Raw genomic sequence first — 26,158 nt, forward strand, 5'->3', positions numbered from 1 at the left:
TTACTTCACGAAGCAGGATTTGCCGGCGGCGGACAGGGCGTCGCAGAAGGCCTTGGCCTCGGCGCGCGACGCGAAGCCGGTGACGGCGGTGCGGTAGAGGGTCGTGCCGTTCTTGTCGATCGCCTCGACCCGCTTGCCCTTGCCCGCGGCCAGGCCCGGCGCGATGCGGGCGGCGTCGGACCAGGCCTTGTCGGCCAGGGCGGTCGAGGACAGGGCGCCGATCTGCACGCTGGCTGGGCCGCCGGCGGAAGCGGCGGGGGCCGGCGCGGCGGCGGGCTTGGTCGCGACCGGCGGCCCGGCGCGCGGCGAGACGGCGGCGGTGGCCAGGCTTTCGATGGTCTGCGGCTTGGCGGCCGGCTTGGCCGCCGGCAGGGCCGAGACCGGCGCGGCAGGGCCGGTCGGCGCGGGCTTGGCCGGCTGCAGGGTGGCGGTCTGGACCGGCGCGCTGGGCGGCGGCGGGGTCGGACGGGCCAGCGGCGCTTCCGGCTGGGCGGCGAAGGTCGGCGAGGCCTCGGGGGTCTCGCTCTTATAGATCTGCAGGCCCGAGGCCGGGTCGGCCGGCTGGGCGGCGTCGGCCGGCGGCGCGGCCTTCATCTGGGCGACGGGCTCGCCCACCGTGCGCGGCGGCTCGTTGGGGCCGCGCACGCCGCCGCGATAGATCAGCAGCACCGCGACCACCAGGGTGGCCAGGACCACCGCGCTGATGATCAGGGTCATGGGCAGGGGCCGCGAGCCGCGAACGGGCTGACGCGCGTCGAACGAGAGCGGCGCATCGGTGGGCGGCGTGTAGGCGCCGCGGTGGGGATCGGACATTCGCGTCGAGGCTCCAGACTTCATGCGCGCGGGATCGCTCACAGCGAATCGGACGCGCGCCGACATAGTTTATCGGAGCCCGGGCCTACCCAGAACCACTCGTGAACGTCGCCGTCCGGCTTTCGGGCCGGGCTAGTTCCAGACGTCCAGCTGGAACAGCTTGCGATGTTCCTCGATGGCGAACCGATCGGTCATGCCCGCGATGTAGTCGCACACGACGCGGGCGCGGCCGGCCTCGTCGCGGTTCTGCGACCGGGCGAACCATTCCGACGGCAGGACGTCGGGCTCGGCCAAGAAGAGGTTGAACATCTCGGCGAGAATGCGGCGGGCCTGGCTGCGCGTCCTATTGACGCGCCAGTGGCGGTACATGCGGGCGTGCAGGAACTGGCGCAGCCGGGCCAAGTCCTCGGTCATGTCCGGCGAGAAGGCGACCAGGGCGTGTTCCAGGGCGCGGACGTCCTGCGCCGACTGCACGCCGGTGGCGGCGGCGCGCTGCAGGGTCTCGCCCATGACGTCGTCGACCATGGCCCCGATCATTCGCCGCACGGCCTCCAGCCGGGTCAGGCGCGGGTCCAGGTCCGGGCGCTCGCTGCGCACGGCGGCCAGGATCGGGCCGATCAGCGGCACGTCCATCAGCTCATCCAGGGTGAACAGCCCCGCCTCGACCCCGTCGTCGATGTCGTGGTTGTTGTAGGCGATGTCGTCGGCCAGGGCCGCGACCTGGGCCTCGGCCGAGGCCCAGGTGTTCAGGCCCAGCTTGTATTCGCTGTCGTACTTGGAGATCGCCTTCCAGGACGGCTTGCCCAGCTTCTCGGTCACCGGGCCGTTGTGCTTGATGATCCCCTCCAGGGTCTCCCAGGTCAGGTTCAGGCCGTTGAAGTCCGGATAGCGGCGCTCCAGCTCGGTGACGACGCGGAAGGTCTGGACGTTGTGGTCGAAGCCGCCATACGCCTTCATGCACGACTGCAGCTCGTCCTCGCCGGCGTGGCCGAACGGCGGGTGGCCGATGTCGTGACCCAGGGCGATGGTCTCGGCCAGGTCGCTGTCCAGGCCCAAGGCCGTGGCCAGCGACCGCGCCACCTGCGCCACCTCCAGTGAATGGGTCAGGCGGGTGCGGAAGTTGTCGCCCTCGTGGGCGACGAACACCTGGGTCTTTTCCTTAAGGCGGCGAAAGGCCGAGGTGTGGATGATGCGGTCGCGGTCGCGGGCGAACGGGGTGCGCGTGCGGCTCTCGTCTTCCAGGAAACGACGCCCCAGGGATCTGGCCGGATCCTCGGCATAGGGCGCGCGCGGAACGAAGAAGGGAGACGACGACATGGAAGGCCTTTGCTGATCGCCCCTTTCCCTGGGGCGCGCAGGCCCTCATATAGGCGAAGTATGGATTTTCCACAGCCATGACCGACACAGCCGTAACGCTTTCTTCCAACGCCGCCCGCCGGCTCCACACCCTCTCCGAGGCCGAGGGCCATCGGGTGATGCTGCGCGTCGCCGTCGACGGCGGCGGCTGCTCGGGCTTCCAGTACCGGTTCGACCTGGTCGACAGCGCCGAGCCCGACGACCTGAGGGTCGAGCGCGACGGGGCCGCGGCCCTGGTCGACGTCATCTCCCTGGCCCTCCTGAAGGGCTCGGAGATCGACTTCGTCGACGAACTGGCCGGCGCCGAGTTCAAGGTGCGCAACCCCAACGCCAAGTCCAGCTGCGGCTGCGGCGTCAGCTTCTCGATCTAGGGCCGATCCGCGGCGCGAAATCTGGAAGCCCGACTTGAGCGCGGCCGCCATGCGCCCTAGCCTCCGCCGGCCTCACGGAGCCTTCGATGCGCATCGCCACCTGGAACGTCAATTCCGTCAACGCCCGCCTGGAAAGGGTGCTGGAGTGGTTCGAATCGGCCGCGCCCGACGTGGCCGTGCTGCAGGAGATCAAGTGCCTGGACGAGAAGTTCCCGGCCGAGGCCTTCGAGCGCCTGGGGTACAACGTCGCCGTCCATGGCCAGAAGACCTATAACGGCGTGGCCATGCTCTCGAAGTTCCCGCTGGAGGACGTGCGCCGGGGCCTGCCCTTCCTGCACGCGGACGAGGTCGACGAGCAGTCGCGCTACATCGAGGCGGTGATCGCCGCCCCGACCCCATTCCGGATGGTCGGCATCTACCTGCCCAACGGCAATCCGATCGGGACCGAGAAGTTCGCCTACAAGCTGGCCTGGATGAAGCGGCTGCACGCCCACGCCCGGGATCTTCTGGCCCTGGAGGAGCCGCTGGTCATCGCCGGCGACTACAACGTCATCCCCGAGGCCGAGGACGTGGCCAATCCCGAGGCCTGGCTGGGCGACGCCCTGTTCCAGCCCGAGAGCCGGGGCGCGTTCCGGGCCTTGAAGAACCTGGGCTTCACCGACGCCTACCTGCAGGCCGACGGCGCCCCGGGCGGCTACACCTTCTGGGACTACCAGGCTGGCGCCTGGCCGAGGAACCTGGGCATCCGCATCGACCACCTGCTGCTGTCGCCCCAGGCGGCGGATCGGCTGGCCGGGGTGGTCATCCATCGTGACGAGCGGGACAAGGAAAAGCCTTCCGATCACGTTCCCGTGGTCGCCGAGCTGTCGCTCTGAAACGGCAACTGTTCGTAAACGGGGACTCTCGCTAGCCTGATCCCATGAGCGAACTCTGGCGTCTCCTGCTGCTCGTGACCTTGTCGGCGTCCGCGGTGACCTTCGTGGGCAGCGCCGCCATCTGGTTCATGGACGAGGAGCGCCGGATCCGCCGCGCGCTGCGCCATGTGCTGAAGGGCCCGCCGGAGACCGTGATCGTCGCCAAGGGTCGCGGCCGGGGCGCCGGCTTCAACTTCACCACCAACCAGGCCGCCGTGGCCTGGGACAGCGGCGCCTGGTGCCTGATCTACCGCATCGACGAGCTAATGGGGGCCGAGCTGTCGGTCGACGGCCAGGTGATCGGCCGGGTGTTCCGCGGCGAGCAGCGCCGGGCCATCGACCAGATCGTGCAGCAGGCCGCCCAGGTGACCCTGAAGCTGATCTTCGACGATCCGCGCCACCCCGACTTCGAGCTGGACGTGTGGCTGGAAGGCGACCAGCAGCGCCGCGAGAGCCGCTCGCCCGCCGACGCCATCCAGGAAGCCAACCGCTGGCTGCTGCGCGCCGACGCCATCGTCCGCCGCCCCCTGGCCCCGAAGGCCCGGCCCGCGCCCGCTGTCTCGCCCACGGCCGAGCCGGCCATCCAGTCGCGCCCGCCGGCCGTCGAGCCGGAGACCGCGCGCGCGCCCAAGCCGTACACGCCCGCCCTGGAGACGATCAGCGCCGCGCCGCAGGCCCGCCCGACCGCCACCGCCCCGCTGTTCGACGAGATCGACACCACCGCCGACCCGCTGGAGGCCCCCTGGGAGGCGGATGACGATCTCGACGCCCCGCCGGGAGTGGACGAGGATCGGTCGCCGATCGCGGAAAAGACCTACAAGCCAGTCTCCAAGGCCGGCCGTCCGCCCCAGAGCGACCAGGACGAGCTGCCGTTCGACCTGGACGATTAGGCGGGAAGATGGACAGACGAGCCGCCATCCTGGCCATTTCGGCGATGGCGGCGCTCCTCGCGTCAGCTTGCAAACCTCGCCTTCGTAGGGAGGCCGAGGCCATGGGTCAGCCCTTCATAACGCCCGAGAACGATCTCGAGCGCGCCTTGGTGGCCTTCGCCGACCATCCCAGCCCTGAAACCGAGACGGCCGTGGGCGAGGCGTTGTTGCGATCCAGGGTGTATGTCCGCATCGACGACGAGACAGCAAGGCGCTTCCCGGCTCTCAAGGACGGACAGGTGAACGTATGGACGGTCAAGCTGCCCGACGGACGCAGAGCCTTGGCCATTTATACAAGCATGGCGCGCTTTCAGACTGCGTTCGCCGAGGAAGGGTCAATCCCGACGATGTCTCTCGATGGCCACCGCGCACTCTTGCTGGCGCGGCCAGACCAGCCTGTCGCGTTGAATTGGGGCCTCAGCCCTCACGTACGTTGGGACCCGGCGCTCACTCGAAGGCTTTTAGACAACCCACCGGCGCCGACATGATGAATGTAGGCCCGTCGCTCGCCCCGTGATTGACAGCTCGCGCGTTGCGTCAACAAATGCCCTGCAGGCCGCCCTGCAAGCAAACCTTGGGAGCCCTGATCGATGCGTCTTGTTCTCGCCGCCGCCCTCGCCGTTTGCTGCGCCGCGCCGGCCCTGGCCGCGCCGGAGGATCGCCCGCCGGAAGACCTGTTCTACAAGGACTTCAAGAAGATCAGGAAATAGGCCGGGCGACCGCAAGGGCCGCCCAACTCGTCCCCTCAGATGTCCGCGTAGACGTGGGTTTCCTTGGCCGCGCCCGGATGGGTGGTCGCGCCGAGATAGGCCGGCCCCACCAGCTGGGCGAACTTCCAGATCGCGCCGCTGTTGTAGTCGTGGCCGCGCGGCTTCCAGGCGGCCTTGCGGCGCGCCAGTTCGTCGGCCTCGACCTCGAGGTCGATCGTGCCCTTGGTGGCGTCGATGCTGATGATGTCGCCGTCCTGGACCAGGGCGATCGGCCCGCCCACGGCGGCTTCCGGTCCCACGTGGCCGATGCACAGGCCGCGCGTGGCGCCCGAGAAGCGGCCGTCGGTGATCAGGGCGATGTTCTCCACGCCCTGGCCGTAGATGGCGGCCGTGGTCGACAGCATCTCGCGCATGCCCGGCCCGCCCTTGGGGCCTTCGTAGCGGATGACCAGGACGTCGCCTTCCTTGTAGTCGCGGTTCGAGACGGCCTCGAAGCAGGCCTGCTCGCCGTCGAACACCCGGGCCGGGCCGCGGTGCACCTGGTGCTTGAGGCCGGCCACCTTGACGATGCCGCCCTCGGGGGCCAGCGAGCCCCACAGCCCCACCACGCCGCCGGTCGGCGACAGCGGGTTGGAGACCGGGCGGATCACGTCCTGGTCGTCGCGCCAGACCACGTCGGCCAGGTTCTCGGCCAGGGTCTTGCCGGTCACCGTCATGACGTCGCCGTGCAGCAGGCCGGCGTCCAGCAGGGTGCGCAGCAGCATCGGCACGCCGCCGGCCTCGCCCATGTCCTTGGCCACGTAGCGGCCGCCGGGCTTGAGGTCGGCGATATAGGGCGTGCGAGCGGCGATCTCGGCCACGTCCTTGAGGGTGAACTCGATGCCGCACTCGTGGGCCATGGCCGGCAGGTGCAGGGCGCCGTTGGTGGAGCCTCCGGTCGCCGCGACGACCACGGCGGCGTTCTCGAACGCCTTGCGGGTGCAGATGTCGCGCGGGCGGATGTTCTGCTCGATAAGCCGCATCACCGCCTCGCCGGAGGCCACGGCGTACTGGTCGCGGTCCAGGTACGGCGCCGGCAGAGCCGACGACAGCGGCAGGGCCAGGCCGATGGCTTCCGACACGCAGGCCATGGTGTTGGCGGTGAACTGGCCGCCGCAGGCGCCGTCCGACGGACAGGCGTGCTGCTCCAGCTCGCAAAGGGTCTTGGCGTCCATGGTCCCGGCGGCGTGGGCGCCGACGCCCTCGAACACGTCCATGACGGTGATGTCGCGACCCTGGAAACGTCCCGGCAGGATCGAGCCGCCGTAGAGGAACACCGACGGCACGTTCAGGCGCAGCATGGCCATCATCATGCCCGGCAGGCTCTTGTCGCAGCCGGCGACCCCGACCAGGGCGTCATAGCCGTGGCCGCGCATGGTCAGCTCGACCGAGTCGGCGATCACGTCGCGGCTGACGAGGGACGAGCGCATGCCCTCGTGGCCCATGGCGATGCCGTCGGTCACGGTGATGGTGCAGAATTCGCGCGGGGTGCCGCCGGCCGCCTTGACGCCCTTGGCCACGGCGTTGGCCTGGCGCATCAGGGCGGTGTTGCAGGGGGCGGCCTCGTTCCAGCACGAGGCCACGCCCACGAACGGCTGGGCGATCTCGCGGGTGCCAAGGCCCATGGCGTAGTAATACGAGCGGTGCGGCGCGCGGGCCGGCCCTTCGGTTACATGCCGGCTCGGGAGTTGCGACTTGTCCCAGGTGCCGTCGGGTTTCTTGGTCATCAGAGTACGCCTTCCAAATCGTGCGCCGTGGTTAGCTCAGCTAGGAGCGCGACGAAAGGGTTGGACGCCGAGTTTTTGCCGGAAACCGGCCGCTCGACGCGCGTTTCATTGCGAACGGTTCGCGGAAGCGTGGCCGCCGCGCATGATCAGACCCCTGCCCCGTCAGGCTCCGGCGCCGTCGACGCCAAGCGGGCTATACGACGACGCCAGAATAATGGTACCGGTCCCAATGACACCGCTCCAGCACGAGGGCGGACCATCGCAGGAAGGGACCCGCCACCATGACCACCACCCCCGCCAGGACCTTGCTCCGCGGCGCGATCCTGGCCTCGGCCCTGGCGAGTCTTCTGGCGGGATCCGCCTTCGCCCAGGGCAAGCCGGCCGTCCGCCACATCGCCATCGACGCCAAGGCGCCGACCACGCCGCGCGACCGCTTCTACGACCTGTCGGTGGGTTCGGACTATCCGGGCACCCTGCTGCGCGACGACAGCCTGGCCCAGATGAAGATCGCCCGCGACGAGCTGGGTTTCCGCTATGTCCGCTTCCACGCCATCTTCCACGACGTGCTGGGGACCTATCGCGTGGTCGACGGCAAGCCGGTCTATGACTGGACCAAGATCGACCAGCTCTACGACCGCCTGCTGAAGATGGGCGTCAAGCCGTTCGTCGAGCTGGGCTTCACCCCCGACGCGATGAAGACCTCGGAACAGACGATCTTCTACTGGAAGGGCAACACCTCCCATCCCGATCCCAAGCAGTGGGCGGGCCTGATCGACGCCTTCGTCCGCCACGTCCAGCAGCGCTACGGCCAGGCCGAGGTGCGGTCCTGGTATTTCGAGGTCTGGAACGAGCCCAACCTCGACGGCTTCTGGGAAAAGGCCGACCAGAAGGCCTATTTCGAGCTCTATGACATCACCGCCCGCACCATCAAGGCCATCGATCCGGCCCTGAAGGTCGGCGGCCCCTCGACCGCCGGCGCGGCCTGGACCCCCGAATTCCTCAGCCACGTCCAGGCCTCGGGCGCGGCGGTCGACTTCGTCACCACCCACACCTACGGCGTCGACGGCGGCTTCCTGGACGAGAAGGGCCAGAGCGACACCAAGCTATCGACCTCGCCGGACGCCATCGTCGGCGACGTGCGCCGGGTGCGAAAGGAGATAGAGGCCTCGTTCAAGCCCGGCCTGCCGCTCTATTTCACAGAATGGAGCACCAGCTACACGCCGCGCGACCCGGTGCACGACTCCTATGTCAGCGCGCCCTACATCCTCAGCAAGCTGAAGGCCAGCGAGGGCCTGCTGCAGGGCATGAGCTATTGGACCTACAGCGACCTGTTCGAGGAGCCGGGCCCGCCGACCGCGCCGTTCGAGGGCGGCTTTGGCCTGATGAACCCGCAAGGGATCCGCAAGCCGGCCTGGTTCGCCTACAAGTACCTGAACCAGCTGGGCGACAAGGCGGTGAAGGTCGCCGACGCGGAAAGCTGGGTGACCGCCGACAAGGGCGGCGTCCAGGCCCTGGTCTGGGCCTTCCGCCAACCCGTGCAGGCGGTCAGCAACCGCCCCTACTACACCAAGGTCCAGCCGACCTCGGACGTCGAGCCGGTCAGCCTCGACCTGAAGGGCCTCAAGCCCGGCCGCTACGACGTCCAGATCTTCCGCACCGGCTTCAAGGCCAACGACGCCCATACGGCCTATCTGGAGCTGGGCTCGCCCAAGACGCTGACCGACCAGCAGGTGCGCGACCTCAACGCCCTGACCGTGGACAAGCCCGAGACGCGGGCCCTGACCGTCGGCAAGTCGGGCGCGGCCAGCGTGTCGGTGACCATGCGGGCCAACGACGTGGTGCTGGTCAAGGTGGCGCCGAAGTAGGGCGGCTCGGCTTACAGGGCCTTGGGTGGTCCTCGTCCTTCGACAAGCTCAGGATGAGGACCATCTACAGACCTCGACAGCAGAAAACCTCATCCTGAGTCTGTCGAAGGACGAGGTTTCGCCCCAGGACTGATGTCGAACTCGCTAGACGCCCAACAGGCGGTCGCGGTGCTGGTGGATCACCGCCGCCAGGTGGTCGCCGACCGCGCGCACCGCCGCCAGCCAGCGCAGGTCTTCGTGCATGGCCAGCCACAGGCCGCGCCGGGGCGGGGCGGCCTGTGACCAGCGTCGCAGTCCCGGATCGGCGTCGGCCATGAAGCAGGGCAGCAGCACCACGCCCAGGCCGGCCCGCGCCGCCGGTTGCAGGATGGCCATGTCGTTGCTGCGGAAGCTGACCGGCCGGCCGGCCGCGAAGGCGCGCAGCCATTCCTGCTGCGGCAGGCGGTCCATCTCGGCGTCGTAGCTGACCAGCGACCATTCGCCATCCGGTCCGTGCGGGTAGTCGACGGCGGCGTAGAGCGCATAGGCCATCTCGCCGATCTTGCGGGCCACGCTGGTCGTCTCGTCCGGCGCCTGCAGGCGCAGGGTCAGGTCGGCCTCGCGCCGGGTCAGCGACACCAGGGACGCCTCGCCGCGCAGGGTGACGGTGATCGACGGCTGGTCCCGACGCAGGGAGGCCAGGCCGCCGGCCAGCATGAACATCGCCAGGGCGGGCGGGGCGCTGACCACCACCTCGACCTTCGGCGGCCGGCGCTCGGCCTGGACCAGGCGTTCGACCGCCAGGACCCGGTCCTCCATGTCGAAGGCCAGGGCCGCGATCCGCTCGCCGGCCTGGGTCAGGGCCGTGCCCCGCCCCCGGCGCTCCAACAGCCGCAGGCCGGTGCGCGCCTCCAGGGCGGCGACCCGTCGGCCGACCGTGGCGTGGTCGACGCCCAGGGTCCGGGCCGCGCCCGAAAGCGACCCCTGCCGCCCCACGGCGGCCAGGTGACGAAGATCTTCCCAATCCATCCGTGCGTTTTCGCACAGTACGGTTGCGAGATCATGGAATTCTCATGAGGTCCGCGTCGGGCCCATCGTGGCGATCTCAAAGGAGAGCCCCATGATCCGCAGCATCGAACTCGTCGCCCCGGGCGGCGTCGACCAACTCCAGCTGGTCCGCCGTCCGCTCGCGCGTCCCGCCGCCGGAGAGGTGCGGGTTCGCCACCACGCCATCGGCGTCAACTTCATCGACATCTACTACCGCACGGGTCTCTACCCCCTGCCCCTGCCGGGCGTGCTCGGGGTCGAGGGCGCGGGGGTGGTGGAAGCAATCGGCGAGGCCGTCGAGGACGTCTCGGTCGGCGACTGCATCGCCTATGCCGGCGCGCCGCTGGGCGGCTATGCCGAGGTCCGCAACCTGCCGGCGGCCCGCGCCATCAAGCTGCCGGCCGACATCGACATGCGCCTCGCGGCCGGCGCCATGCTGCGCGGCCTGACGGTCCAGATGCTGTTGCGGGGCCCGCGCCCGCCCGCCCCCGGCTCGACCCTGCTGGTGCACGCCGCCGCGGGGGGCTTGGGACAGTTGCTGACCCGCTGGGCCGTCCAGCTGGGCTTCTCGGTCATCGGCACGGTCAGTTCCGAGGCGAAAGCCCAGGTGGCCCGCAAAGCCGGCGCGGCGCAGGTGATCGTCGGCCGCGACGCCGACTTCGTCGCGCAAGCCTTGGACCTGACCGACGGCCGGGGCGTCGACGTCGCCTATGACGGCCTGGGCGGCGCTTATCTGCGCAGGACCTTCGACGCCGTCACGCCGTTCGGCATGGTGGTCAATGTCGGCCAGGCGGCCGGCGCCGCCCCGCCCGTGCTGGTCGGCGACCTGGGCAAGCGCGGCCTGGCCCTGTGGCGCCCCAGCGTCATGGCCTATGTCACGGACGTTTCCCGCTACCGGGCGGCGGCGGCCGACCTGCTGGACGCGCTCGGTCGCGGCGAGCTGACGGTCGAGATCAGCCAGACCTATGCCCTGGAAGAGGCCGGAAAGGCCCAGGCCGACCTGGAAGCGGGACGGACGACGGGCAGCTTGCTGCTGATCCCCTAGCCCGGCCGTTGGCGAGGCCGGCCCTAGCCGCCCGCCGCCTGCTCCACCGCCAGGCCCAGGTCCAGCGCGCGGGCCGCCTCCTCGCCGGTGACCACCGGACGCGGGGCCTCGCCGCGCACCGCCTTCAGGAAACCGGCGACGCTCTGGCCCAGCGGGTCCTTGCCGGCCGGGGTGTCGGTGAAGGTCTCGATCAGCGGGAACGGGGTGGTGTTGCGGAAGGTGCGGGCCAGGAAGTCGATCTCGACCTCGCCCGAGGGATAGACCACCTTCATGGTCCGCTCGCGAGCCTCCGCCACGCGCGAGCTGTCGAACACGGCGGTGAAGCCGTTGTCGAAGGTGGCCTCGGCCTTGACCCAGTCTAAAGAAGGATTGGCGAGCGAGGTGGAGCGGGTGATCGCCCCCTCGCCTTCCACCGTGACGGGGTCGCCGTCGCAGAGGGCCAGGGCCAGGTCGATGTCGTGGATCATCAGGTCCAGCACCACCGAGACGTCGAGGTTGCGGTCCGACGGCGTGCCCCGGCGGACGGCTTCCAGGCGCAGCGGCTGTTCGGGAATGTCCAGCAGGCCCATGGCCTGGAACACCACGCGCTCCTGGTGGCCGCAGGCCAGGGCCACGCCCGCCTTCGCCGCGGCGGCGACCAGGGCGTCGGCGTCGTCCGGGGTCACGGCCAGGGGCTTTTCCGAATAGACCGGCTTGCCCGCCCTCAGCGCCGCCAGGCCGGCCTTGGCGTGGTGCACGGCGGGGGTGGCGACGGTGACCACGTCGACGGCGGCCAGGAAGGCGTCCATGTCGTCGAAGGCTTGGGCCCCCAAGGGCTCGGCCAGGGCCTGGGCCCGCGCCAGGTCGATGTCGAACACCGCCGTCAGGGCGACCCCGTCCAGCTCGACATACTTCTTGGCGTGGTAGCCGCCGAACACGCCCGCGCCCACGACGCCGGCCCTGAGGAGATCTTGGGTCATGGCCGCTGTCTATCCCGTTCGCTTTCGCGCGGGAAGGCGCTGGAGGCGCGGGCGAGATCGGGTTAAACGTTCGTTTAACACCATACCCCGATCACGGGGCCCCGGGAGAACGACCATGGTCACGTCGCGCGAGATCCGTCTGAAAAGCCGCCCGGTGGGCGTTCCGGCCCAGGAGAACTTCGAGCTGGCCAGCGTCGAGGTCGGCGCGCCCGGCGACGGCGAGATCCAGGTCCGGAACCTGTGGATGTCGGTCGATCCCTACATGCGCGGCCGCATGACCGACCGGAAGAGCTATGTGCCGCCGTTCGAGTTGGGCAAGGCCCTGCAGGGCGGCGCGATCGGCGAGGTCACGGCCTCGAACGACCCCAACTTCAAGCCCGGCGACATCGTCTCGACCATGTTCGGCTGGCGCGAGGCGTTCAACGTCTCGCCCAAGGCCCTGGCCGCCGGCGGCATGGGAGCGGTGACGAAGATCGACACCCACGGCCTGCCGCCGCAGACCTTCCTCGGCGTGGCCGGCATGCCGGGCCTGACCGCCTATGTCGGCCTGCTGCGGATCGCGGCCCTGAAGGACGGCGACGTGGTCTTCGTCTCGGCCGCCGCCGGGGCGGTCGGCCAGGTGGTCTGCCAGATCGCCAAGCTGAAGGGTCACACGGTGATCGGTTCGGCCGGCGGGCCCGAGAAGGTCGCGTTCCTCAAGAGCATCGGCGTCGACCACGTCATCGACTACAAGGCCACGCCCGACGTCGTGGCCGAACTCGAGAAGGCCGCGCCCAAGGGAATCGACGTCTATTTCGAGAATGTCGGCGGCGTACACCTGGAGGCGGCCCTGAACTCGGCCCGCCCGTTCGGCCGCTTCGCCCTGTGCGGCATGATCTCGCAGTACAACGCGACCGGAAAGCCGACCGGCCCGGCCAACATCATCCAGGCGGTGGGCAAGAGCCTGCGGCTGGAGGGCTTCATCGTCTCCAACCACTACGACCTGGCGCCGCAGTTCCTCAAGGACATGGCCGGCTGGATCGGCGCGGGCCAGATCAAGTGGAACGAGACCGTGGAGAATGGCGTCGAGCGCGCGCCGGACGCCTTCATCAAGCTGTTCACGGGCGAGAACCTGGGAAAGATGTTGGTGAAGCTGGGGTAGCGAGGCGGGGTCTCCCCCACTTGCCCCCACCTGACCGCTTCGCGGTCCGGGGGAGGAGCGCCGCAGGCGCGGAGGGGGCAAGTGTCACCCCCTAGCGCCACTGAGTCGGCCTCCCCGCCCCTTGCGGACCGTCAAAACCACCCCCATCTCCCCGCCTCACCCCAGGCAACCAACCTGTCCCCATCGCCGCTATCCCAAGCGGTAAGCCACTTTGCGCGGCGCCCCTGTGTTAAAGCGGCGCAGCGGCGCGGCAGCCCCTTCCAATGCTGCCGCGTTTCCATATCTAATCCTATGTAAGGCGGGTGGTTCGGCCCGCCGGGAGAAAGCGGTCAATGGCCGAGCGAAAGCAAGGCGGACAAAACAACGGCGCGGGCTCTTCGGTGATCACGGAAGTGAAACCGAAGACACAGAAGCCTTCGTTGTATCGCGTACTGATCTTGAACGACGACTACACTCCGATGGAGTTCGTCGTTTACGTACTTGAACGTTTCTTCAACAAGTCGCGCGAAGATGCGACCCGGATCATGCTGCACGTTCATCAGCATGGCGTCGGCGTTTGCGGCGTTTTCACCTACGAAGTTGCCGAGACCAAGGTCGCGCAAGTGATCGACTCGGCGCGCAGGCATCAGCACCCCCTGCAGTGCACCATGGAAAAGGATTGAGGAGCCTCCCCTTGCCCTCTTTTTCGCGCCCACTTGAAGAATCCCTGCATCGCGCCGTGGCTTACGCCAACCAGCGCAAGCACGAATACGCCACGCTCGAACATCTGCTGCTGTCGCTCACTGACGACGACGACGCGGCCGGCGTCATGCGCGCCTGCGATGTCGACCTCAACGCTCTGAAGAAGAGCCTCGTGAACTATCTCGACGTCGAACTGGCCTCACTGGTCGTCGACGACGAAGACGACGCCAAGCCCACGGCGGGCTTCCAGCGCGTGATCCAGCGCGCGGTGATCCACGTCCAATCGTCCGGTCGCGAAGAAGTGACCGGCGCCAACGTGCTGGTGGCGATCTTCTCCGAGCGCGAGAGCCACGCCGCCTACTTCCTGCAAGAGCAGGACATGACCCGCTACGACGCGGTCAACTTCATCGCCCACGGCATCGCCAAGAAGGCCGGTGCGTCCGAGCCCAAGGCGGCCAAGGGCGCGACGGTCGAGGAAGACGTCGAGAAGCCCAACGCCAAGACCGGCGGCGAGGCCCTCGAAGCCTACTGCGTCGACCTCAACGAAAAGGCCCGCCAGGGCAAGGTCGACCCGCTGATCGGCCGCGCGAACGAAGTGGAACGCGCGATCCAGATCCTGTGCCGCCGGACCAAGAACAACCCGCTGCTGGTCGGCGAACCCGGCGTCGGCAAGACCGCCATCGCCGAGGGCCTGGCCCGCAAGATCATCACCCACCAGGTCCCCGAAGTCCTGGCGGAAGCCACCATCTACTCGCTCGACATGGGCGCGCTGCTGGCCGGCACCCGCTATCGCGGCGACTTCGAGGAACGCGTCAAGCAGGTGGTCAAGGAACTGGAGAACCACCCCAACGCGGTGCTGTTCATCGACGAGATCCACACGGTGATCGGCGCTGGCGCCACCTCGGGCGGGGCGATGGACGCCTCCAACCTGCTCAAGCCGGCCCTGGCCTCGGGCACCCTGCGGTGCATGGGCTCGACCACCTACAAGGAGTTCCGCCAGCACTTCGAGAAGGATCGGGCCCTGGTCCGGCGCTTCCAGAAGATCGACGTCAACGAGCCGACGGTGGAAGACACCATCAAGATCCTCAAGGGGCTGAAGACCTACTACGAAGACTTCCACAAGCTGAAGTACACCAACGACGCCCTGAAGGTGGCGGTCGAGCTGTCGGCCAAGTACATCACCGACCGCAAGCTGCCCGACAAGGCGATCGACGTGATCGACGAGGCCGGCGCCGGCCAGATGCTGCTGCCGGAAGGCCGCCGCAAGAAGGTCCTGGGCGTCAAGGAGATCGAGGCCGTCGTGGCCAAGATCGCCCGCATCCCGCCCAAGTCGGTCTCCAAGTCCGACACCGAGTCCCTGCGCGAACTGGAAGCGGACCTGAAGCGCGCCGTGTTCGGCCAGGACGAGGCGCTGCTACAGCTGTCCTCGGCCATGAAGCTGGCCCGGGCCGGCCTACGCGACCCGGACAAGCCGATCGGCAGCTACCTGTTCAGCGGCCCGACCGGCGTCGGCAAGACCGAAGCCGCCAAGCAGCTGGCCTCGACGCTCGGGATCGAGATGATCCGCTTCGACATGTCGGAGTACATGGAGCGCCACACCGTCAGCCGCCTGATCGGGGCTCCCCCCGGCTATGTCGGCTACGATCAGGGCGGCCAGCTGACCGACGCCGTCGACCAGCACCCGCACGCCGTGGTGCTGCTGGACGAGATCGAAAAGGCCCACTCGGACGTCTACAACATCCTGCTCCAGGTCATGGACCACGGGGTGCTGACCGACAGCAACGGCAAGAAGGTCGACTTCAGGAACGTCATCCTGATCATGACCACCAACGCCGGGGCCTCGGACGCCCAGCGCCAGGCGATCGGCTTCGGCCGCGACAAGGTGCAGGGCGAGGAAGAGGCCGCGCTCAAGCGCCTGTTCACGCCCGAGTTCCGCAACCGCCTCGACGCGGTGGTGGCCTTCAAGCCGCTGACGCCGGAGATCATCCGCCAGGTCGTGCAGAAGTTCGTCATGCAGATGGAGGCCCAGCTGGCCGACCGGAACGTGACGGTGGCGCTGAGCGACGACGCGGCCGACTGGCTGGCCAAGAACGGCTTCGACGAGCTCTACGGCGCCCGCCCCCTGGCGCGGGTCATCCAGGAGCACATCAAGAAGCCGCTGGCCGACGACATCCTGTTCGGTCGCCTGGTCCGCGGCGGCCACGTCAAGGTGGTCCTGGAGAACGGCAAGATCGCCTTCGAGATCGAGTCGAACCCGGAAAAGCCAGGCAAGGCGGCCAAGGAAGACGAAGCCGAGCCGGCGCTCACCGAGTAGGGTCGGCCGGCTAGGACGCGACAGCGAAAGGCCCGGAGCGATCCGGGCCTTTTTGCTGTTCAAGCTCGCGAATGACGGCTGGACAAAACAGGAACACGCGGATAGCTTGAGTTCATGAACCTGGCCTTTGACACGCTCAGCGCCTCCAAACGCCTTCGCGACGCGGGCGTGGAAGAGCGCGCGGCTGACGCCATCGTCGAGCTGGTTCAGTCCGCCGCGCACTTTCCGGACATCAGCGGCTTGGCGACAAAGACCGACACCGCGACCAAGGCCGATATCGGCGGCCTGGCGACCAAGGCCGATATCGTCGACATGGTGAGAAAGGCTGACATCGTCGATATGGTGCGAAAGGCCGACATCGCGGACATGGTGAGAAAGGCCGACATCGCGGACATGGTGAGAAAGGCCGACATCGCGGACATGGTGCGACAGGCCGACATCGTCGACATGGTGCGAAAGGCCGACATCGCGGACATGGCGACCAAGGCTGATATCGCCAACATGGCGACCAAGGCCGAACTCGCCGACCTGGCTCATTCGACCAAGATCGACATCCAGGCCCTGAAGGCGGACCTGGCCATCACCAAGAACCAGATCCTGGCCGAGTTGAACGACAAGCTTCGCCTTCAGAGCTTCGCCTTGATGGGCGGCATGACGGCGATCGTCGGCCTGGCCACCGCGATCCTCAAGCTGGGGTCCTAGGGCCAAGGGTTAGGGCGCGTTTCAGGCGCGAAACCACCCGCTGCCTTCGCCCAACAGGCTCCAGCCATTGGCGCCGGAACGCTTCAGAGCGCCCCCGCGATCTTCTCGGCCAGCAGCTTCAGGTCCTCGACGTCGGCCATGCCCTCGCCGTGCCGCCCCAGCGCCTCGCCCTCGTAGCGGGGGATGACGTGGAAGTGCAGGTGGAAGATCGTCTGGCCGGCCGGTGCGCCGTTGAACTGGGTCACCACCACGCCGTCGGGCTTGAGAGCCGTGGTCACCGCCTGGGTCACCTTCTGCACGGCCCCGATCAGCCGACCCAGGGTCTTGGTCTCGGCCTCCAGCAGGTTGCGGGCCTGGCTGGTCTTGGAGATCACCAGCACATGGCCGCGCGACTGCGGGAAGACGTCCATGAAGGCCAGGACCTGGTCGTCCTCGAACACCTTCACGGCCGGAACCTCGCCGCGGATGATCTTGGCGAAGATGTTGTCGGCGTCGTAGCTTCCGTGAAGGCTCATGATCGTCTCCGGCGTGATCGGCCCCGTACCTAGCAAACCGGGAGGGGCCCGCAAATGACCATCGGTCCGACATCGCGGGACACGCCGGCCGAGCGGGTCGACCATTTCGGAGGACTGCGCCCATGACCGAACACCTGACCGAACGCCAGCGGAAGTGGTTCGCCTCGGTGCGCGAAGGCCTGGCGCGCGACACCGGCAAGAGCCTGGAGGACTGGGTGGCGATCGTCCGGACCTGCCCCGAGACCCGGCCTCGCGCCCAGCTTGGCTGGCTCAAGGAACATCACGGCCTGGGCCAGAACCGGGCCAGCTATGTGCTGTCCGTCGCCTTCCCGTCCGAGCGGGCGTGGGATAATCCCGACGAGACCCGCGCCGCCCTCTGGACCGATCCCGCCGCGCTGGCGATCCTGCAGGCGCTGGAGACGGCGGTAGCTGGCCTGGACGGCCTGGTCACCGGCCAGCGCAAGGGGTTCACCGCCTGGTCGCGCGAGTTCCAGTTCGCCGCCGCCAAGCCGGTCAAGGGCGGGTCGGCGGTGCTGGGCCTGGCCGTGACGCCGGACGCCTCCCCTCGCCTGCTGGAACCGAAGACCGAAAGCTGGTCCGAGCGCCTGAAGGCCAAGCTGCCGCTGGCCTCGCCGGCCGACGTGGACGACGAGGTCCGCGCGCTGCTGAAGGCGTCCTGGGAGCGATCCTGAGACGCCGCGCGCCTCAGCCGTCGCGGCGGAACGGCGAGAACTCCTCCGTCAGCACCGCCATTTCGGCGTCGACCGCCTCGCGTTCACGCTCCAGATAGCGCGCCACCGGCTCGCGCAGGGCCGGATCGGCGATCCAGTGGGCCGAATAGACGGGGCTGGGCAGGTAGCCACGCGCGATCTTGTGCTGTCCCTGGGCGCCGGCCTCGACGCGCGGCAGGCCCAGGCGGATGCCGTGCTCGATGGCCTGATAGTAGCAGAGCTCGAAATGCAGGAACGGCACGTCCTCGGTGCAGCCCCAGTGGCGGCCGTAGAGGCAGTCGTCGCCGATCAGGTTCAGCGCCCCGGCGATCCAGGGGCCGCCCGGCCGCCGCGCCAGGATCAGCAGCACCTTGTCGGCCATCCGCTGGCCCAGCAGCGAGTAGAAGGCCCGGTTCAGATAGGGCCGCCCCCACTTGCGACCACCGGTGTCCATGTAGAAGCCGAAAAAGGCGTCCCAGTGGTCCTCGGTCAGCTGGTCGCCGGTCAGGGCCACGATCTCGAGGCCCGCCTGGGCGTCGCGCCGCTCTCGACGGATGGTCTTGCGGCGGTTGGACGACAGGGCGGCCAGGAAGTCGTCGAAGTCGGCGTAGCCGTTGTTGAACCAGTGGTACTGCTGGTCCTGGCGGCGCAGCATGCCGCGCTGGCCCAGCCACGCCCATTCACCGGCCGTCGGGAAGGTCACATGCAGCGACGAGGCGTCCAGGCGATCGCAGAGGGTCAGGGCCCCGCCCAGCAGCGCCGATCGGCCCTCATCGACATCGACGTCGGGCCGCACGATCAGTCGCGGCCCGGTCACCGGCGAGAACGGCGCCGAGCACTGGAGCTTGGGATAGTAGCGTCCACCGGCCCGCTCGTAGGCGTCGGCCCAGCTGTGGTCGAAGACATATTCGCCCTGGCTGTGGGACTTCAGGTACAGCGGCATGACCGCCGCCACCCGGCCGGCCTCGTCCTGGACGGACAGGTGGTGCGGCGCCCAGCCGGTGCGTTCCACCGCGCAACCGCTCTCTTCCAGGGCGTCGAGGAAGTCGAAGCTGACGAACGGATCGCCGTGCGGGGCGGCGCAGGCGTCCCAGGCGTCGCGGCCGATCTCGGCGATGCGCCGGTGGACGCGCACCTCCGCCTTGACGGCTGTCACGCGGCGAAACCCTCGAAGATCAGGTTGTCGCAATGGCCGCGGACGCTGTCCCACTGCTCGGCCGAACGCACGGTCCAGGCGATGACCGGCATGCCCTTGGCGCGCAGGGCGTCGGCGCGGGCGCTGGGCAGCATGTCCAGGCCCAGGGCCAGGAAGTCCGGCCGGGCGATCTCGACCTGCTCGAGGTTGGCCAGGGACTTGCGCAGCTCCGGCGCCAGCTTGCGGGCGTTTTCGTCGGCCCAGCCGTAGCTGTCCAGGCCGCGCAGGATCTGCGGCTGGTGCTCGGCGAACCAGGCGTGGGAATAGGGATTGAAGCCGATCACCGCGGTCGGGCCGTTATGGTCCAGCAGGATTTCGCTGACCTGCTTTTCCAGTTCGCCGACCTCGCCGAACGGAGTCTTCAGCTCGATATAGACCATGGCCCGGTGGCCGATCAGGGTCAGGGCGTCGGCCAGGGTCGGGATGGTCTCGTCCGAGCCCGACAGGTTCAACCGGCCAAGATCGGCGGCGGTGTGGTCACGCAACCGGCCCGGCGCGCCCGTCAGGCGCTCCAGATGGTCGTCATGGAAGACCACCACGTGGTTGTCGGCGGTCAGTTGCACGTCCAGCTCGATCGCATAGCCGTGGGCGCAGGCGGCCTGGAACGCGGCCAGGGAGTTCTCGGGCGCGCCGTTCGGCGACCACAGGCCCCGATGGGCCACCGCCGGCTCGAACAGGCGCTCCCACGCCTCGCCGAACGCTTCGGTCGTGGGCCGGGGCCGCGCGCGCATCAGGCCACCTCGACCACGGCGTCGACCTCGACCGAGAAGCCCAGCGGCAGCTTGTAGACGCCCACCGCCGAGCGCGCATGGCGGCCGGCGTCGCCGAACACCTCGACCATCAGGTCCGAGCAGCCGTTGATCACCTTGGGGATGTCGACGAAGTCCTGGCTGACCTGGACGAAGCCGCCCAGCTTGACCACCCGCTTGACGCGGTCGAGGTCGCCGAGGGCGGCCTTCATCTGGGCCAGCAGGTTGATCCCGCACAGGCGCGCGCCCTGCTGGGCGGTCTCCAGGTCGACCTCGGTCCCGACCGTGCCCTTCAGGCCGCCGTTGGCGTCGAGCGAGATCTGGCCGGAGATGTGAACCAGGTTCCCCACCTGGACGAAGGGCACGTAGTTGGCGACCGGCGCGACCGGTTGCGGCAGCACGATTCCCAGTTCCGCCAGACGCTGCTCGACCTTCGACATCACATACTCCCATGACTTGGACGCATGCTTAGCGCGGCGGGATGACAGGACAAGAAAAAAGGCCCGAGCCGTTGCCGGCTCGGGCCTTCGAACTGTTATTTGGCTCGAAGCGAGCCGGTCGCCTTAGCGGGCGGCTTGCAGCTTCTCGACGGTAGCGGTGACGCGCTCGTTCAGCGGCTTCACCGAGTCCTTGATCGAGGCCGAGACGATCTCCGAGGCCTTGCTGACCTGGGCGATGTAGGCTTCCAGGGCCGACTTGGCCCAGGCGGTCTGCAGCTCGACGGCTTCCTGGACGCTCTTGGCGCCGGCCAGCGACTTGGCGGCGGCGACCTGGTCCTCGGCGGCCTTCTTCGAATAGGCGAAGGTCTGGGCGCCCAGAGCTTCGGCGCCCTTGGTGGCGGCGGTCACCGAGGCGACCACGGCTTCGAGGTTCTTCTTCGAATGGGTGTTGGCCTCGGCCAGAGCGGCCAGAGACTTCTCGACGCCGTCCTTGAACGCTTGGTTCGAGGCGGTGCTGAACTGTTCGACGGTGTTCTTCAGGGTTTCAGCGGCGGCCATGGGGGAGACTCCTGGCAGGGGGCGGGGCATGACGGTGGAGAAGCGGCGTCCAGCCATGCGTTGGGACAACACCGGTGTCTCATGTTGCACCGCAGCAGTCAAGGAAATTGTGCAGCGCACCATAAACCGATGGACACATTCACTCGCCCTGAGGGCGAGACAGAAGCTTCGCCGCAACGCCTTGAAAATATCCATCTCTGCGGCGAAATCGCTCACCACTTGTTTACCTTAGCGAAAGGCCACGACGCGCATGCTAATGTCACGCGTGTGGCGGTGCGGAACCGCTCAGTTCAGATGACGGACGCATTTCCCATGTTCGCCAAGCTTACCTCCGCCCGTTCCGTTTTCGCCGCCCTTGGTGTCGCCGGCGCCATGCTGTGCGGCCTGGCGGCTCCGGTCGCCGCTTCCGCGCAGATCCCGTATCTGCAGATGAACAGCGCCGAGCCCAAATACGCGGCGATCGTGATCGACGCCAATTCCGGCGAAATGCTCTACGACAAAAGGGCCGACAGCCCGCGCTATCCGGCCTCGGTCACCAAGGTCATGACGCTGTACCTCACCTTCGAGGCGCTCAGCGAAGGCCGGCTGAAGCTGACCGACCGCGTGCCGATCACCCCCCGCGCCGCCGCCCAGGCGCCGACCAAGCTGGGCCTGGCGGTCGGCGACAGCGTCAGCGTCGACGAGGCCATCCGCGCCATGACCGTGAAGTCGGCCAACGACATCGCCGTGGCCATGGCCGAGCGACTCGGCGGCAGCGAGTCCCGGTTCGCCGCCCTGATGACCCTGCGCGGCCAGGAGCTGGGCATGCGCAACAGCCGTTTCGTCAACGCCTCGGGCCTGCCCGACAGCCGCCAGATCTCGACCGCCCGCGACCTGGCCATCCTGTCGCGCGCCACCATGCGCGACTTCCCGCAGTACTATTCCTATTTCAGCATCAAGGGCTTCGAATTCCGCGGCCGCTACATCGCCGGCCACAATCGCCTGCTGACCAACATGCCCGGCTTCGACGGCCTGAAGACCGGCTACACCAACGCCTCGGGCTACAACCTCGCCGGCTCGGCCGTGCGCGACGGCCGCCGCCTGATCGCCGTGGTGCTGGGCGGCTCGTCCACCGCCTGGCGCGACAACAACATGGAAGACCTGCTGACCACGGGCTTCGACGTGCTCAAGCGCCGCTCGCACGGCGAGCGCACGACCATCGCCGCCAACCTGTACGAAGACGATCCGACCGGCCCGATCATGCGCCCCTCCACCGAGGAAGGCGACGGCGACCAGGCCGGCCTGAAGATCGTGCTGACCGACAACCCCAAGCCCCCGTCCCCGATGAAGGTCTCGCCGACCCTCAAGGCCGCCCAGGCCAAGCCCGCGCCGAAGAAGGCCAAGGGCGCGTGGGGCGTGCAGGTCGGGGCGTTCAAGTCCAAGAGCCTGGCCAACGAACAGCTGATGCTGGTCCGTTCGCGCTTCTCCAAGTTCGTGGCCGACGCCGAGGGCGCGGTCGAAGGGGCGGCCGGCAGCACCTTCCGCGCCCAGTTCCAGGGCCTGACCGCCGACGCGGCCCGCGGCGCCTGCCGGGCGATCAGCGCCAAGCGCCAGCCCTGCATGGTCCTCTCCCCGAACTAGGGCGCTTCCCCGCCCTTCGTTCATCCCCACTTTCGTCGGGATGAACGGATTTGAGACAGCAGGGACCTGGCCTCGGGCGATCTACTTGCCGTTCAGAAGCCGGTCCCGCGCGGCGTTGAGCTGGGCGGCCAGGCCGGCGGTGCCGCCCTTGTCGGGATGGGCCATGCGGATCAGACGGGAATAGGCCGCCTGGATCTCGGTTTTGGACGCCTCGGGCCCGACGCCGAGGATCGCCCGCGCCTCGGCGAGGCTGGGCCCGCCCTCGGTCCGCCGCGCCTTGGAGACCACCGGACGCTGGCGAGCCGTCGTGGCGCTCCAGGCGCCGATGACCAGCAGCACGATGCAGACCGGCCACTCGCTGCGCAGGCCGGCATAGGCCCCGCCCGCGAAGGCCAGCAGCGCGGTTATCCCCGCGCCGATCCGCCAGCCGTCGCCCTTCAGCACGCGCGTGGCGCGGCCCGACAGGACGAACAGCAGGATCGCCCCGCCCAGCAGCAGATAAAACATGGACCGTCAGTCCCCGACGCCGACCCGCACTATTGGGCGGCGAGCAGAGTTTCCCCGGAATAGGCCGAAAGGCCAAGGGCGTGCATCAGGGCCCGCAGCTCCTGGCGCGCGGCCAGGTGCTGCAGCGAGACCGGCACCGGACGCACCTGGGGCGACAGGTCGGCGATGGTCAGGCCGAACGGGAACAGCTCGCGATAGATCACCCGGTCGCGCAGGCCGGGGCCCATGCGGAAGCCGACCCGCTTGGACAGGGCCGTCAGGCGGTCCTCGACACGCTTGCGGTTGCGGGCCTCGGTGGTGGCCAGGCGGTTGCGCAGCACCACCCAGTCCAGGGCCTGGCGCTGGCCCGACAGGGCGCGGGCCTTGCGGGCCTCCCAGACGGTCAGGGAATAGAGGCTGGGCTTCTGCAGCTCCATGGTCACCGGGTCGACGTGACCCAGCATGTCGAAGTCGACGAAGCTGTCGTTCATCGGGGTGACGATCAGGTCGGCCAGGCCGTGCGCCATGCGCGAGATGGCCGTGTCGCCGCCGGGGGTGTCGATCAGCACGAAGTGGGCGGCCTCGCGCGCGGCGACGAAGGCGGCCTCGAACTTGGCGACCTGCTCTTCCTCCGGCGCGGCGGCCAGCTTGATGTCGTCGTCGCTGAGCCGGAACGGCAGCGGCTCGGGCAGGGTCACGCCGTTGCCGGCGACCCAGGCCTTGCGGTTCTCGAAGAACCGCATCGAGGTGCATTGGCGCAGGTCGAGATCCAGCAGCGCCACCTTGGCGCCGCCATAGAGCAGCGCGGTGGCGAGATGGACGGCGATGGTGGACTTGCCCGCCCCGCCCTTCTCGTTGCCGACGACGATGACACGCGTTTCGGCCATGCCTTCTTTCCTTCTTTTCGCCCGACTCGGCGACTCTCAATGAAAGATTAACACGCAGGAGACGCCCTGAGAGGGCGCGACGTCAATCCCGGCCCCCTTCCCTGTGGACCCATTGTCGCAGGTGGACGTCCGCACGCACGTCCGTCATAAGCCAACGCCTGTTCGAGGCAGGAGTTCGCCGTGGCGAAATCGACGCTGAAAATCGTCCGCACCGTCGCCGACCTGCGCGCCCAGGTCGCCGCCTGGAAGGCCGCCGGCGAGCGCGTGGCGCTGATCCCGACCATGGGCGCCCTGCACGAGGGCCACCTGTCGCTGATCACGCTGGGCCAGACGAAGGCCCGGCGCACCGTGGCCAGCGTGTTCGTCAATCCCAAGCAGTTCGCCCCGCACGAGGACTTCGACTCCTATCCGCGCGGCGAGGCCCGCGACGCGGACCTGCTGGCCGGGGTCGGCTGCGACCTGATGTTCGCGCCGGACGTGTCGGAGATGTACGCCCCCGGCTTCGCGACCACGGTCAACCTGACCGGCGTCTCCGAACCGCTGGAAGGCGCGGCCCGCCCGCAGTTCTTCGGCGGGGTCGCCACGGTGGTCACCAAGCTGCTGATCCAGTCCCAGGCCGACGTCGCGATCTTCGGCGAGAAGGACTATCAGCAGCTGCAGGTCATCAAGCGGGTGGTCCAGGACCTGGACATCCCGGTCGAGATCGTCGGCGCGCCGACCGCCCGGGCCGCGGACGGCCTGGCCTTGTCCTCGCGCAACGCCTATCTCAGCGCCGAAGAGCGCGCCGCCGCCGTCGCCCTGCCGAACGCCATCGAGGCCGCCGCCAAGGCCGTGGCGGCCGGTGGGCGGATCGACGAGGCCGAGGAAACGGCCAAGACCGCCATCCTCGCCGCCGGCTTCCGCCAGGTGGACTATGTCGACATCCGCGAGGCTGGCGACCTGTCGCGCCTGGGCCCCGGGCCGATCGGCGACGCCCAGGGCCGGATCCTGGTCGCCGCCTGGCTGGGCAGGACCCGGCTGATCGACAACATGGCGGTGGGTTAGCGCCACATCAGACGGCTCGAACAAGCGTCACCCTCGATCTTTGGCTGAAGACACGGCTTGGCCGCCTCACGCGGAAAGCCGCCGAGCTGATGGGGAGGCGCGGAGCGGTCCGGGCCGAGCCCGGATGACCGTGAGGTTTAGTGTGTGCGTTTCGGCTAGACCTGACCGCTCCGCGGAACCGTTTGTCTCGAGGGACGGCGACTGAGGGCTTGTTTCATCCCGATCGACGTTCCCCCTCGGACGGGCAGGATCAAAGTCGCCCGGAAGGGGCCGTCGGCGACTCCGACTGATCCTGGAACAGGCCGGTTTGAACCTCCCGGCCCCGTCGACCCGCCCGTCCCGCCACCGTCCCCGCCGGACCTTGGGACCTTCTGAGCCCCGCCCTCCGTCACGATCCGATCGCCAGGCCCAGGCGGCCCCGCTCGGTTCCATCCCCATCGCCTGCTTGGGCCGGTACCAAGAGCCCTCCCCGTGATGGAGACCCGTTGATTATGCAGGCGGTTTGAACGCGGCGGCGCTTGTGACGCTGATTTCGCTGCAAGAGGCTGGAAAGATTGAGGTTCCTATCGGCGCTCGCGGGGATGGATGCGGCTGAATCCCCGCCAACCCATCGGTCCCGAGCTCCGCCCACGCGGATGGAAGGTTCACGAACAGACGCTTTGGATGTCAGCGATGGGTGGAGGTCGGAAGTTGTTTCAGCCTGTGTGTCAGCTATCGACCGCCACCGAGATCGTATAGGCGCGGATCGCCAGCCCTATAGATGTCTCCGTAGAAAGTAGCGCTTTCCTGACCCGGCAGGAGGATCGGCTTCACGCACCGCCCCGTGATGATGGAACGTATCGCATCAACGAAGGTCTCTCCAGCCAGCCATGGCGCCTCCATCAAGTCGCACGCCCCGAAGCAACGGCCGGAGTCGCCAATGTAGAGGACGGCATAATCCTGATGTGTCCGCGCGATCGCAACGAGACGCTCGCCCGAGAGCTTTTCGATCTCTTGGGTCTCCGACGGACTATGGGCCTCGCTAGTGAAAGCGATGTCTCCCGTCGCACATTCTATACCTGCTTTCACCTCCCCGATCTGCAGGCCGGAAAAGGCTTGGAGGATTGGGCCGGCGGGATGCCCCTCCGGCGGGACAGTCGCCATCTCAACACATCGGCCGGGCTTCCATCCTGCCCGAGCAAAAAGCATCATCAAGTCGGGCGGAAGATCGTTCATAGGCCCAGGGATCCATTCAAACGTGGCGCGATTTCCCGCATAGCCTAGCTGCAATGCGGTGCCTACAAAGGGACTTTCAGGCGGCCGCGGCGTCGGTCCCCAACGGGTCGTTCATCGCCGGGAGTGTCGGGCCAGCATTTGGACATT

26 protein-coding genes are annotated in these 26,158 nt (G+C 68.4%); 13 read left to right on the top strand and 13 right to left on the bottom strand.

The window, feature by feature from the left end; genetic code table 11:
* Positions 1 to 813 (bottom strand): cell division protein FtsN, encoded by an 813-nt coding sequence (gene ftsN / locus AC07NX_RS14335; RefSeq protein WP_494642645.1) that lies wholly within the window; start codon positions 811 to 813, stop codon positions 1 to 3.
* 132 nt (positions 814 to 945) lie between these two features.
* Positions 946 to 2,130, bottom strand: coding sequence for a deoxyguanosinetriphosphate triphosphohydrolase (locus AC07NX_RS14340; RefSeq protein WP_494642647.1), 1,185 nt, complete (start codon positions 2,128 to 2,130; stop codon positions 946 to 948).
* Positions 2,131 to 2,207: 77 nt separating this feature from the next.
* Between AC07NX_RS14340 and erpA the strand changes: the two genes are divergently transcribed.
* From erpA to AC07NX_RS14360, 4 genes are all read left to right on the top strand, one after another.
* The gene (erpA, locus tag AC07NX_RS14345; RefSeq protein ID WP_494642649.1) at positions 2,208 to 2,540 is read left to right on the top strand and encodes an iron-sulfur cluster insertion protein ErpA; all 333 of its coding nucleotides are present in this window, start codon (positions 2,208 to 2,210) and stop codon (positions 2,538 to 2,540) included.
* Positions 2,541 to 2,626: 86 nt separating this feature from the next.
* Entirely contained in the window at positions 2,627 to 3,415 is a 789-nt protein-coding gene (gene xth / locus AC07NX_RS14350) for an exodeoxyribonuclease III (protein ID WP_494642651.1), read from the top strand.
* A 44-nt stretch (positions 3,416 to 3,459) separates the two neighbouring features.
* Positions 3,460 to 4,344: an SRPBCC family protein gene (locus AC07NX_RS14355; RefSeq protein WP_494642653.1), complete on the top strand. Its 885-nt coding sequence runs from the start codon at positions 3,460 to 3,462 to the stop codon at positions 4,342 to 4,344.
* A gap of 101 nt (positions 4,345 to 4,445) precedes the next feature.
* Positions 4,446 to 4,871, top strand: coding sequence for an SseB family protein (locus AC07NX_RS14360; RefSeq protein WP_494642655.1), 426 nt, complete (start codon positions 4,446 to 4,448; stop codon positions 4,869 to 4,871).
* A 257-nt stretch (positions 4,872 to 5,128) separates the two neighbouring features.
* Here the strand turns inward: AC07NX_RS14360 and ilvD are convergent, their stop codons facing one another.
* On the bottom strand, positions 5,129 to 6,859 hold the full coding sequence (gene ilvD / locus AC07NX_RS14365) for a dihydroxy-acid dehydratase (protein ID WP_494642656.1): 1,731 nt from the start codon (positions 6,857 to 6,859) through the stop codon (positions 5,129 to 5,131).
* Between the two features lie 281 nt (positions 6,860 to 7,140).
* Here ilvD and AC07NX_RS14370 point away from each other — a divergent pair, with 281 nt between their 5' ends.
* Positions 7,141 to 8,724 carry a GH39 family glycosyl hydrolase gene (locus AC07NX_RS14370; protein WP_494642658.1) on the top strand — a complete coding sequence of 528 codons (1,584 nt, stop codon included), beginning with the start codon at positions 7,141 to 7,143 and terminating at the stop codon, positions 8,722 to 8,724.
* A gap of 144 nt (positions 8,725 to 8,868) precedes the next feature.
* Here the strand turns inward: AC07NX_RS14370 and AC07NX_RS14375 are convergent, their stop codons facing one another.
* Positions 8,869 to 9,732 (bottom strand): LysR family transcriptional regulator, encoded by an 864-nt coding sequence (locus AC07NX_RS14375; RefSeq protein ID WP_494642660.1) that lies wholly within the window; start codon positions 9,730 to 9,732, stop codon positions 8,869 to 8,871.
* A 91-nt stretch (positions 9,733 to 9,823) separates the two neighbouring features.
* Here AC07NX_RS14375 and AC07NX_RS14380 point away from each other — a divergent pair, with 91 nt between their 5' ends.
* The gene (locus AC07NX_RS14380; protein ID WP_494642662.1) at positions 9,824 to 10,795 is read left to right on the top strand and encodes a quinone oxidoreductase family protein; all 972 of its coding nucleotides are present in this window, start codon (positions 9,824 to 9,826) and stop codon (positions 10,793 to 10,795) included.
* 23 nt (positions 10,796 to 10,818) lie between these two features.
* Here AC07NX_RS14380 and AC07NX_RS14385 read toward each other — a convergent pair whose 3' ends face one another.
* On the bottom strand, positions 10,819 to 11,754 hold the full coding sequence (locus tag AC07NX_RS14385; protein ID WP_494642664.1) for a Gfo/Idh/MocA family protein: 936 nt from the start codon (positions 11,752 to 11,754) through the stop codon (positions 10,819 to 10,821).
* Positions 11,755 to 11,869: 115 nt separating this feature from the next.
* On the opposite strand from AC07NX_RS14385, the gene AC07NX_RS14390 reads away from it, so the two are divergent.
* The 4 genes from AC07NX_RS14390 (at position 11,870) to AC07NX_RS14405 (ending at position 16,592) form a co-directional block, all read left to right on the top strand.
* Positions 11,870 to 12,895: an NADP-dependent oxidoreductase gene (locus AC07NX_RS14390; RefSeq protein ID WP_494642666.1), complete on the top strand. Its 1,026-nt coding sequence runs from the start codon at positions 11,870 to 11,872 to the stop codon at positions 12,893 to 12,895.
* 332 nt (positions 12,896 to 13,227) lie between these two features.
* The gene (gene clpS / locus AC07NX_RS14395) at positions 13,228 to 13,557 is read left to right on the top strand and encodes an ATP-dependent Clp protease adapter ClpS (RefSeq protein ID WP_007672483.1); all 330 of its coding nucleotides are present in this window, start codon (positions 13,228 to 13,230) and stop codon (positions 13,555 to 13,557) included.
* A gap of 11 nt (positions 13,558 to 13,568) precedes the next feature.
* Complete coding sequence (gene clpA, locus AC07NX_RS14400; protein ID WP_494642668.1) at positions 13,569 to 15,890, top strand: ATP-dependent Clp protease ATP-binding subunit ClpA; 2,322 nt, start codon at positions 13,569 to 13,571, stop codon at positions 15,888 to 15,890.
* 114 nt (positions 15,891 to 16,004) lie between these two features.
* The gene (locus AC07NX_RS14405; protein ID WP_494642670.1) at positions 16,005 to 16,592 is read left to right on the top strand and encodes a hypothetical protein; all 588 of its coding nucleotides are present in this window, start codon (positions 16,005 to 16,007) and stop codon (positions 16,590 to 16,592) included.
* A gap of 83 nt (positions 16,593 to 16,675) precedes the next feature.
* Here AC07NX_RS14405 and AC07NX_RS14410 read toward each other — a convergent pair whose 3' ends face one another.
* Positions 16,676 to 17,107, bottom strand: coding sequence for an HIT family protein (locus AC07NX_RS14410; protein ID WP_494642672.1), 432 nt, complete (start codon positions 17,105 to 17,107; stop codon positions 16,676 to 16,678).
* A 122-nt stretch (positions 17,108 to 17,229) separates the two neighbouring features.
* On the opposite strand from AC07NX_RS14410, the gene AC07NX_RS14415 reads away from it, so the two are divergent.
* A complete protein-coding gene (locus AC07NX_RS14415) occupies positions 17,230 to 17,799 on the top strand; it encodes a DUF4287 domain-containing protein (RefSeq protein WP_494642674.1) in 570 nt (189 codons plus the stop codon).
* Between the two features lie 13 nt (positions 17,800 to 17,812).
* Here AC07NX_RS14415 and AC07NX_RS14420 read toward each other — a convergent pair whose 3' ends face one another.
* The 4 genes from AC07NX_RS14420 to AC07NX_RS14435 form a co-directional block, all read right to left on the bottom strand.
* Complete coding sequence (locus AC07NX_RS14420) at positions 17,813 to 18,973, bottom strand: GNAT family N-acetyltransferase (protein WP_494642676.1); 1,161 nt, start codon at positions 18,971 to 18,973, stop codon at positions 17,813 to 17,815.
* Entirely contained in the window at positions 18,970 to 19,743 is a 774-nt protein-coding gene (locus AC07NX_RS14425) for a glycerophosphodiester phosphodiesterase (RefSeq protein WP_494642678.1), read from the bottom strand. Before AC07NX_RS14425 ends, AC07NX_RS14420 begins: the two co-directional genes overlap by 4 nt.
* Positions 19,743 to 20,201: a RidA family protein gene (locus tag AC07NX_RS14430; protein ID WP_494642680.1), complete on the bottom strand. Its 459-nt coding sequence runs from the start codon at positions 20,199 to 20,201 to the stop codon at positions 19,743 to 19,745. Before AC07NX_RS14430 ends, AC07NX_RS14425 begins: the two co-directional genes overlap by 1 nt.
* A gap of 123 nt (positions 20,202 to 20,324) precedes the next feature.
* Entirely contained in the window at positions 20,325 to 20,759 is a 435-nt protein-coding gene (locus AC07NX_RS14435; RefSeq protein ID WP_035078511.1) for a phasin family protein, read from the bottom strand.
* A gap of 312 nt (positions 20,760 to 21,071) precedes the next feature.
* Here AC07NX_RS14435 and AC07NX_RS14440 point away from each other — a divergent pair, with 312 nt between their 5' ends.
* Positions 21,072 to 22,379, top strand: a complete 1,308-nt coding sequence (locus tag AC07NX_RS14440) for a serine hydrolase (protein ID WP_494642682.1) — start codon at positions 21,072 to 21,074, stop codon at positions 22,377 to 22,379.
* A gap of 81 nt (positions 22,380 to 22,460) precedes the next feature.
* Here the strand turns inward: AC07NX_RS14440 and AC07NX_RS14445 are convergent, their stop codons facing one another.
* Both AC07NX_RS14445 and mipZ read right to left on the bottom strand, forming a co-directional pair.
* Positions 22,461 to 22,886 (bottom strand): J domain-containing protein, encoded by a 426-nt coding sequence (locus tag AC07NX_RS14445; RefSeq protein WP_494642684.1) that lies wholly within the window; start codon positions 22,884 to 22,886, stop codon positions 22,461 to 22,463.
* Between the two features lie 29 nt (positions 22,887 to 22,915).
* Positions 22,916 to 23,752, bottom strand: coding sequence for a division plane-positioning ATPase MipZ (gene mipZ / locus AC07NX_RS14450; RefSeq protein ID WP_494642686.1), 837 nt, complete (start codon positions 23,750 to 23,752; stop codon positions 22,916 to 22,918).
* 195 nt (positions 23,753 to 23,947) lie between these two features.
* On the opposite strand from mipZ, the gene panC reads away from it, so the two are divergent.
* Positions 23,948 to 24,796, top strand: a complete 849-nt coding sequence (panC, locus tag AC07NX_RS14455) for a pantoate--beta-alanine ligase (RefSeq protein ID WP_494642729.1) — start codon at positions 23,948 to 23,950, stop codon at positions 24,794 to 24,796.
* A 711-nt stretch (positions 24,797 to 25,507) separates the two neighbouring features.
* Here panC and AC07NX_RS14460 read toward each other — a convergent pair.
* A complete protein-coding gene (locus tag AC07NX_RS14460; RefSeq protein WP_494642688.1) occupies positions 25,508 to 26,011 on the bottom strand; it encodes an SUKH-3 domain-containing protein in 504 nt (167 codons plus the stop codon).
* Positions 26,012 to 26,158 lie beyond the last annotated feature (147 nt).

It is taken from the genome of Caulobacter sp. GW821-FHT09A05, from assembly GCF_059418465.1.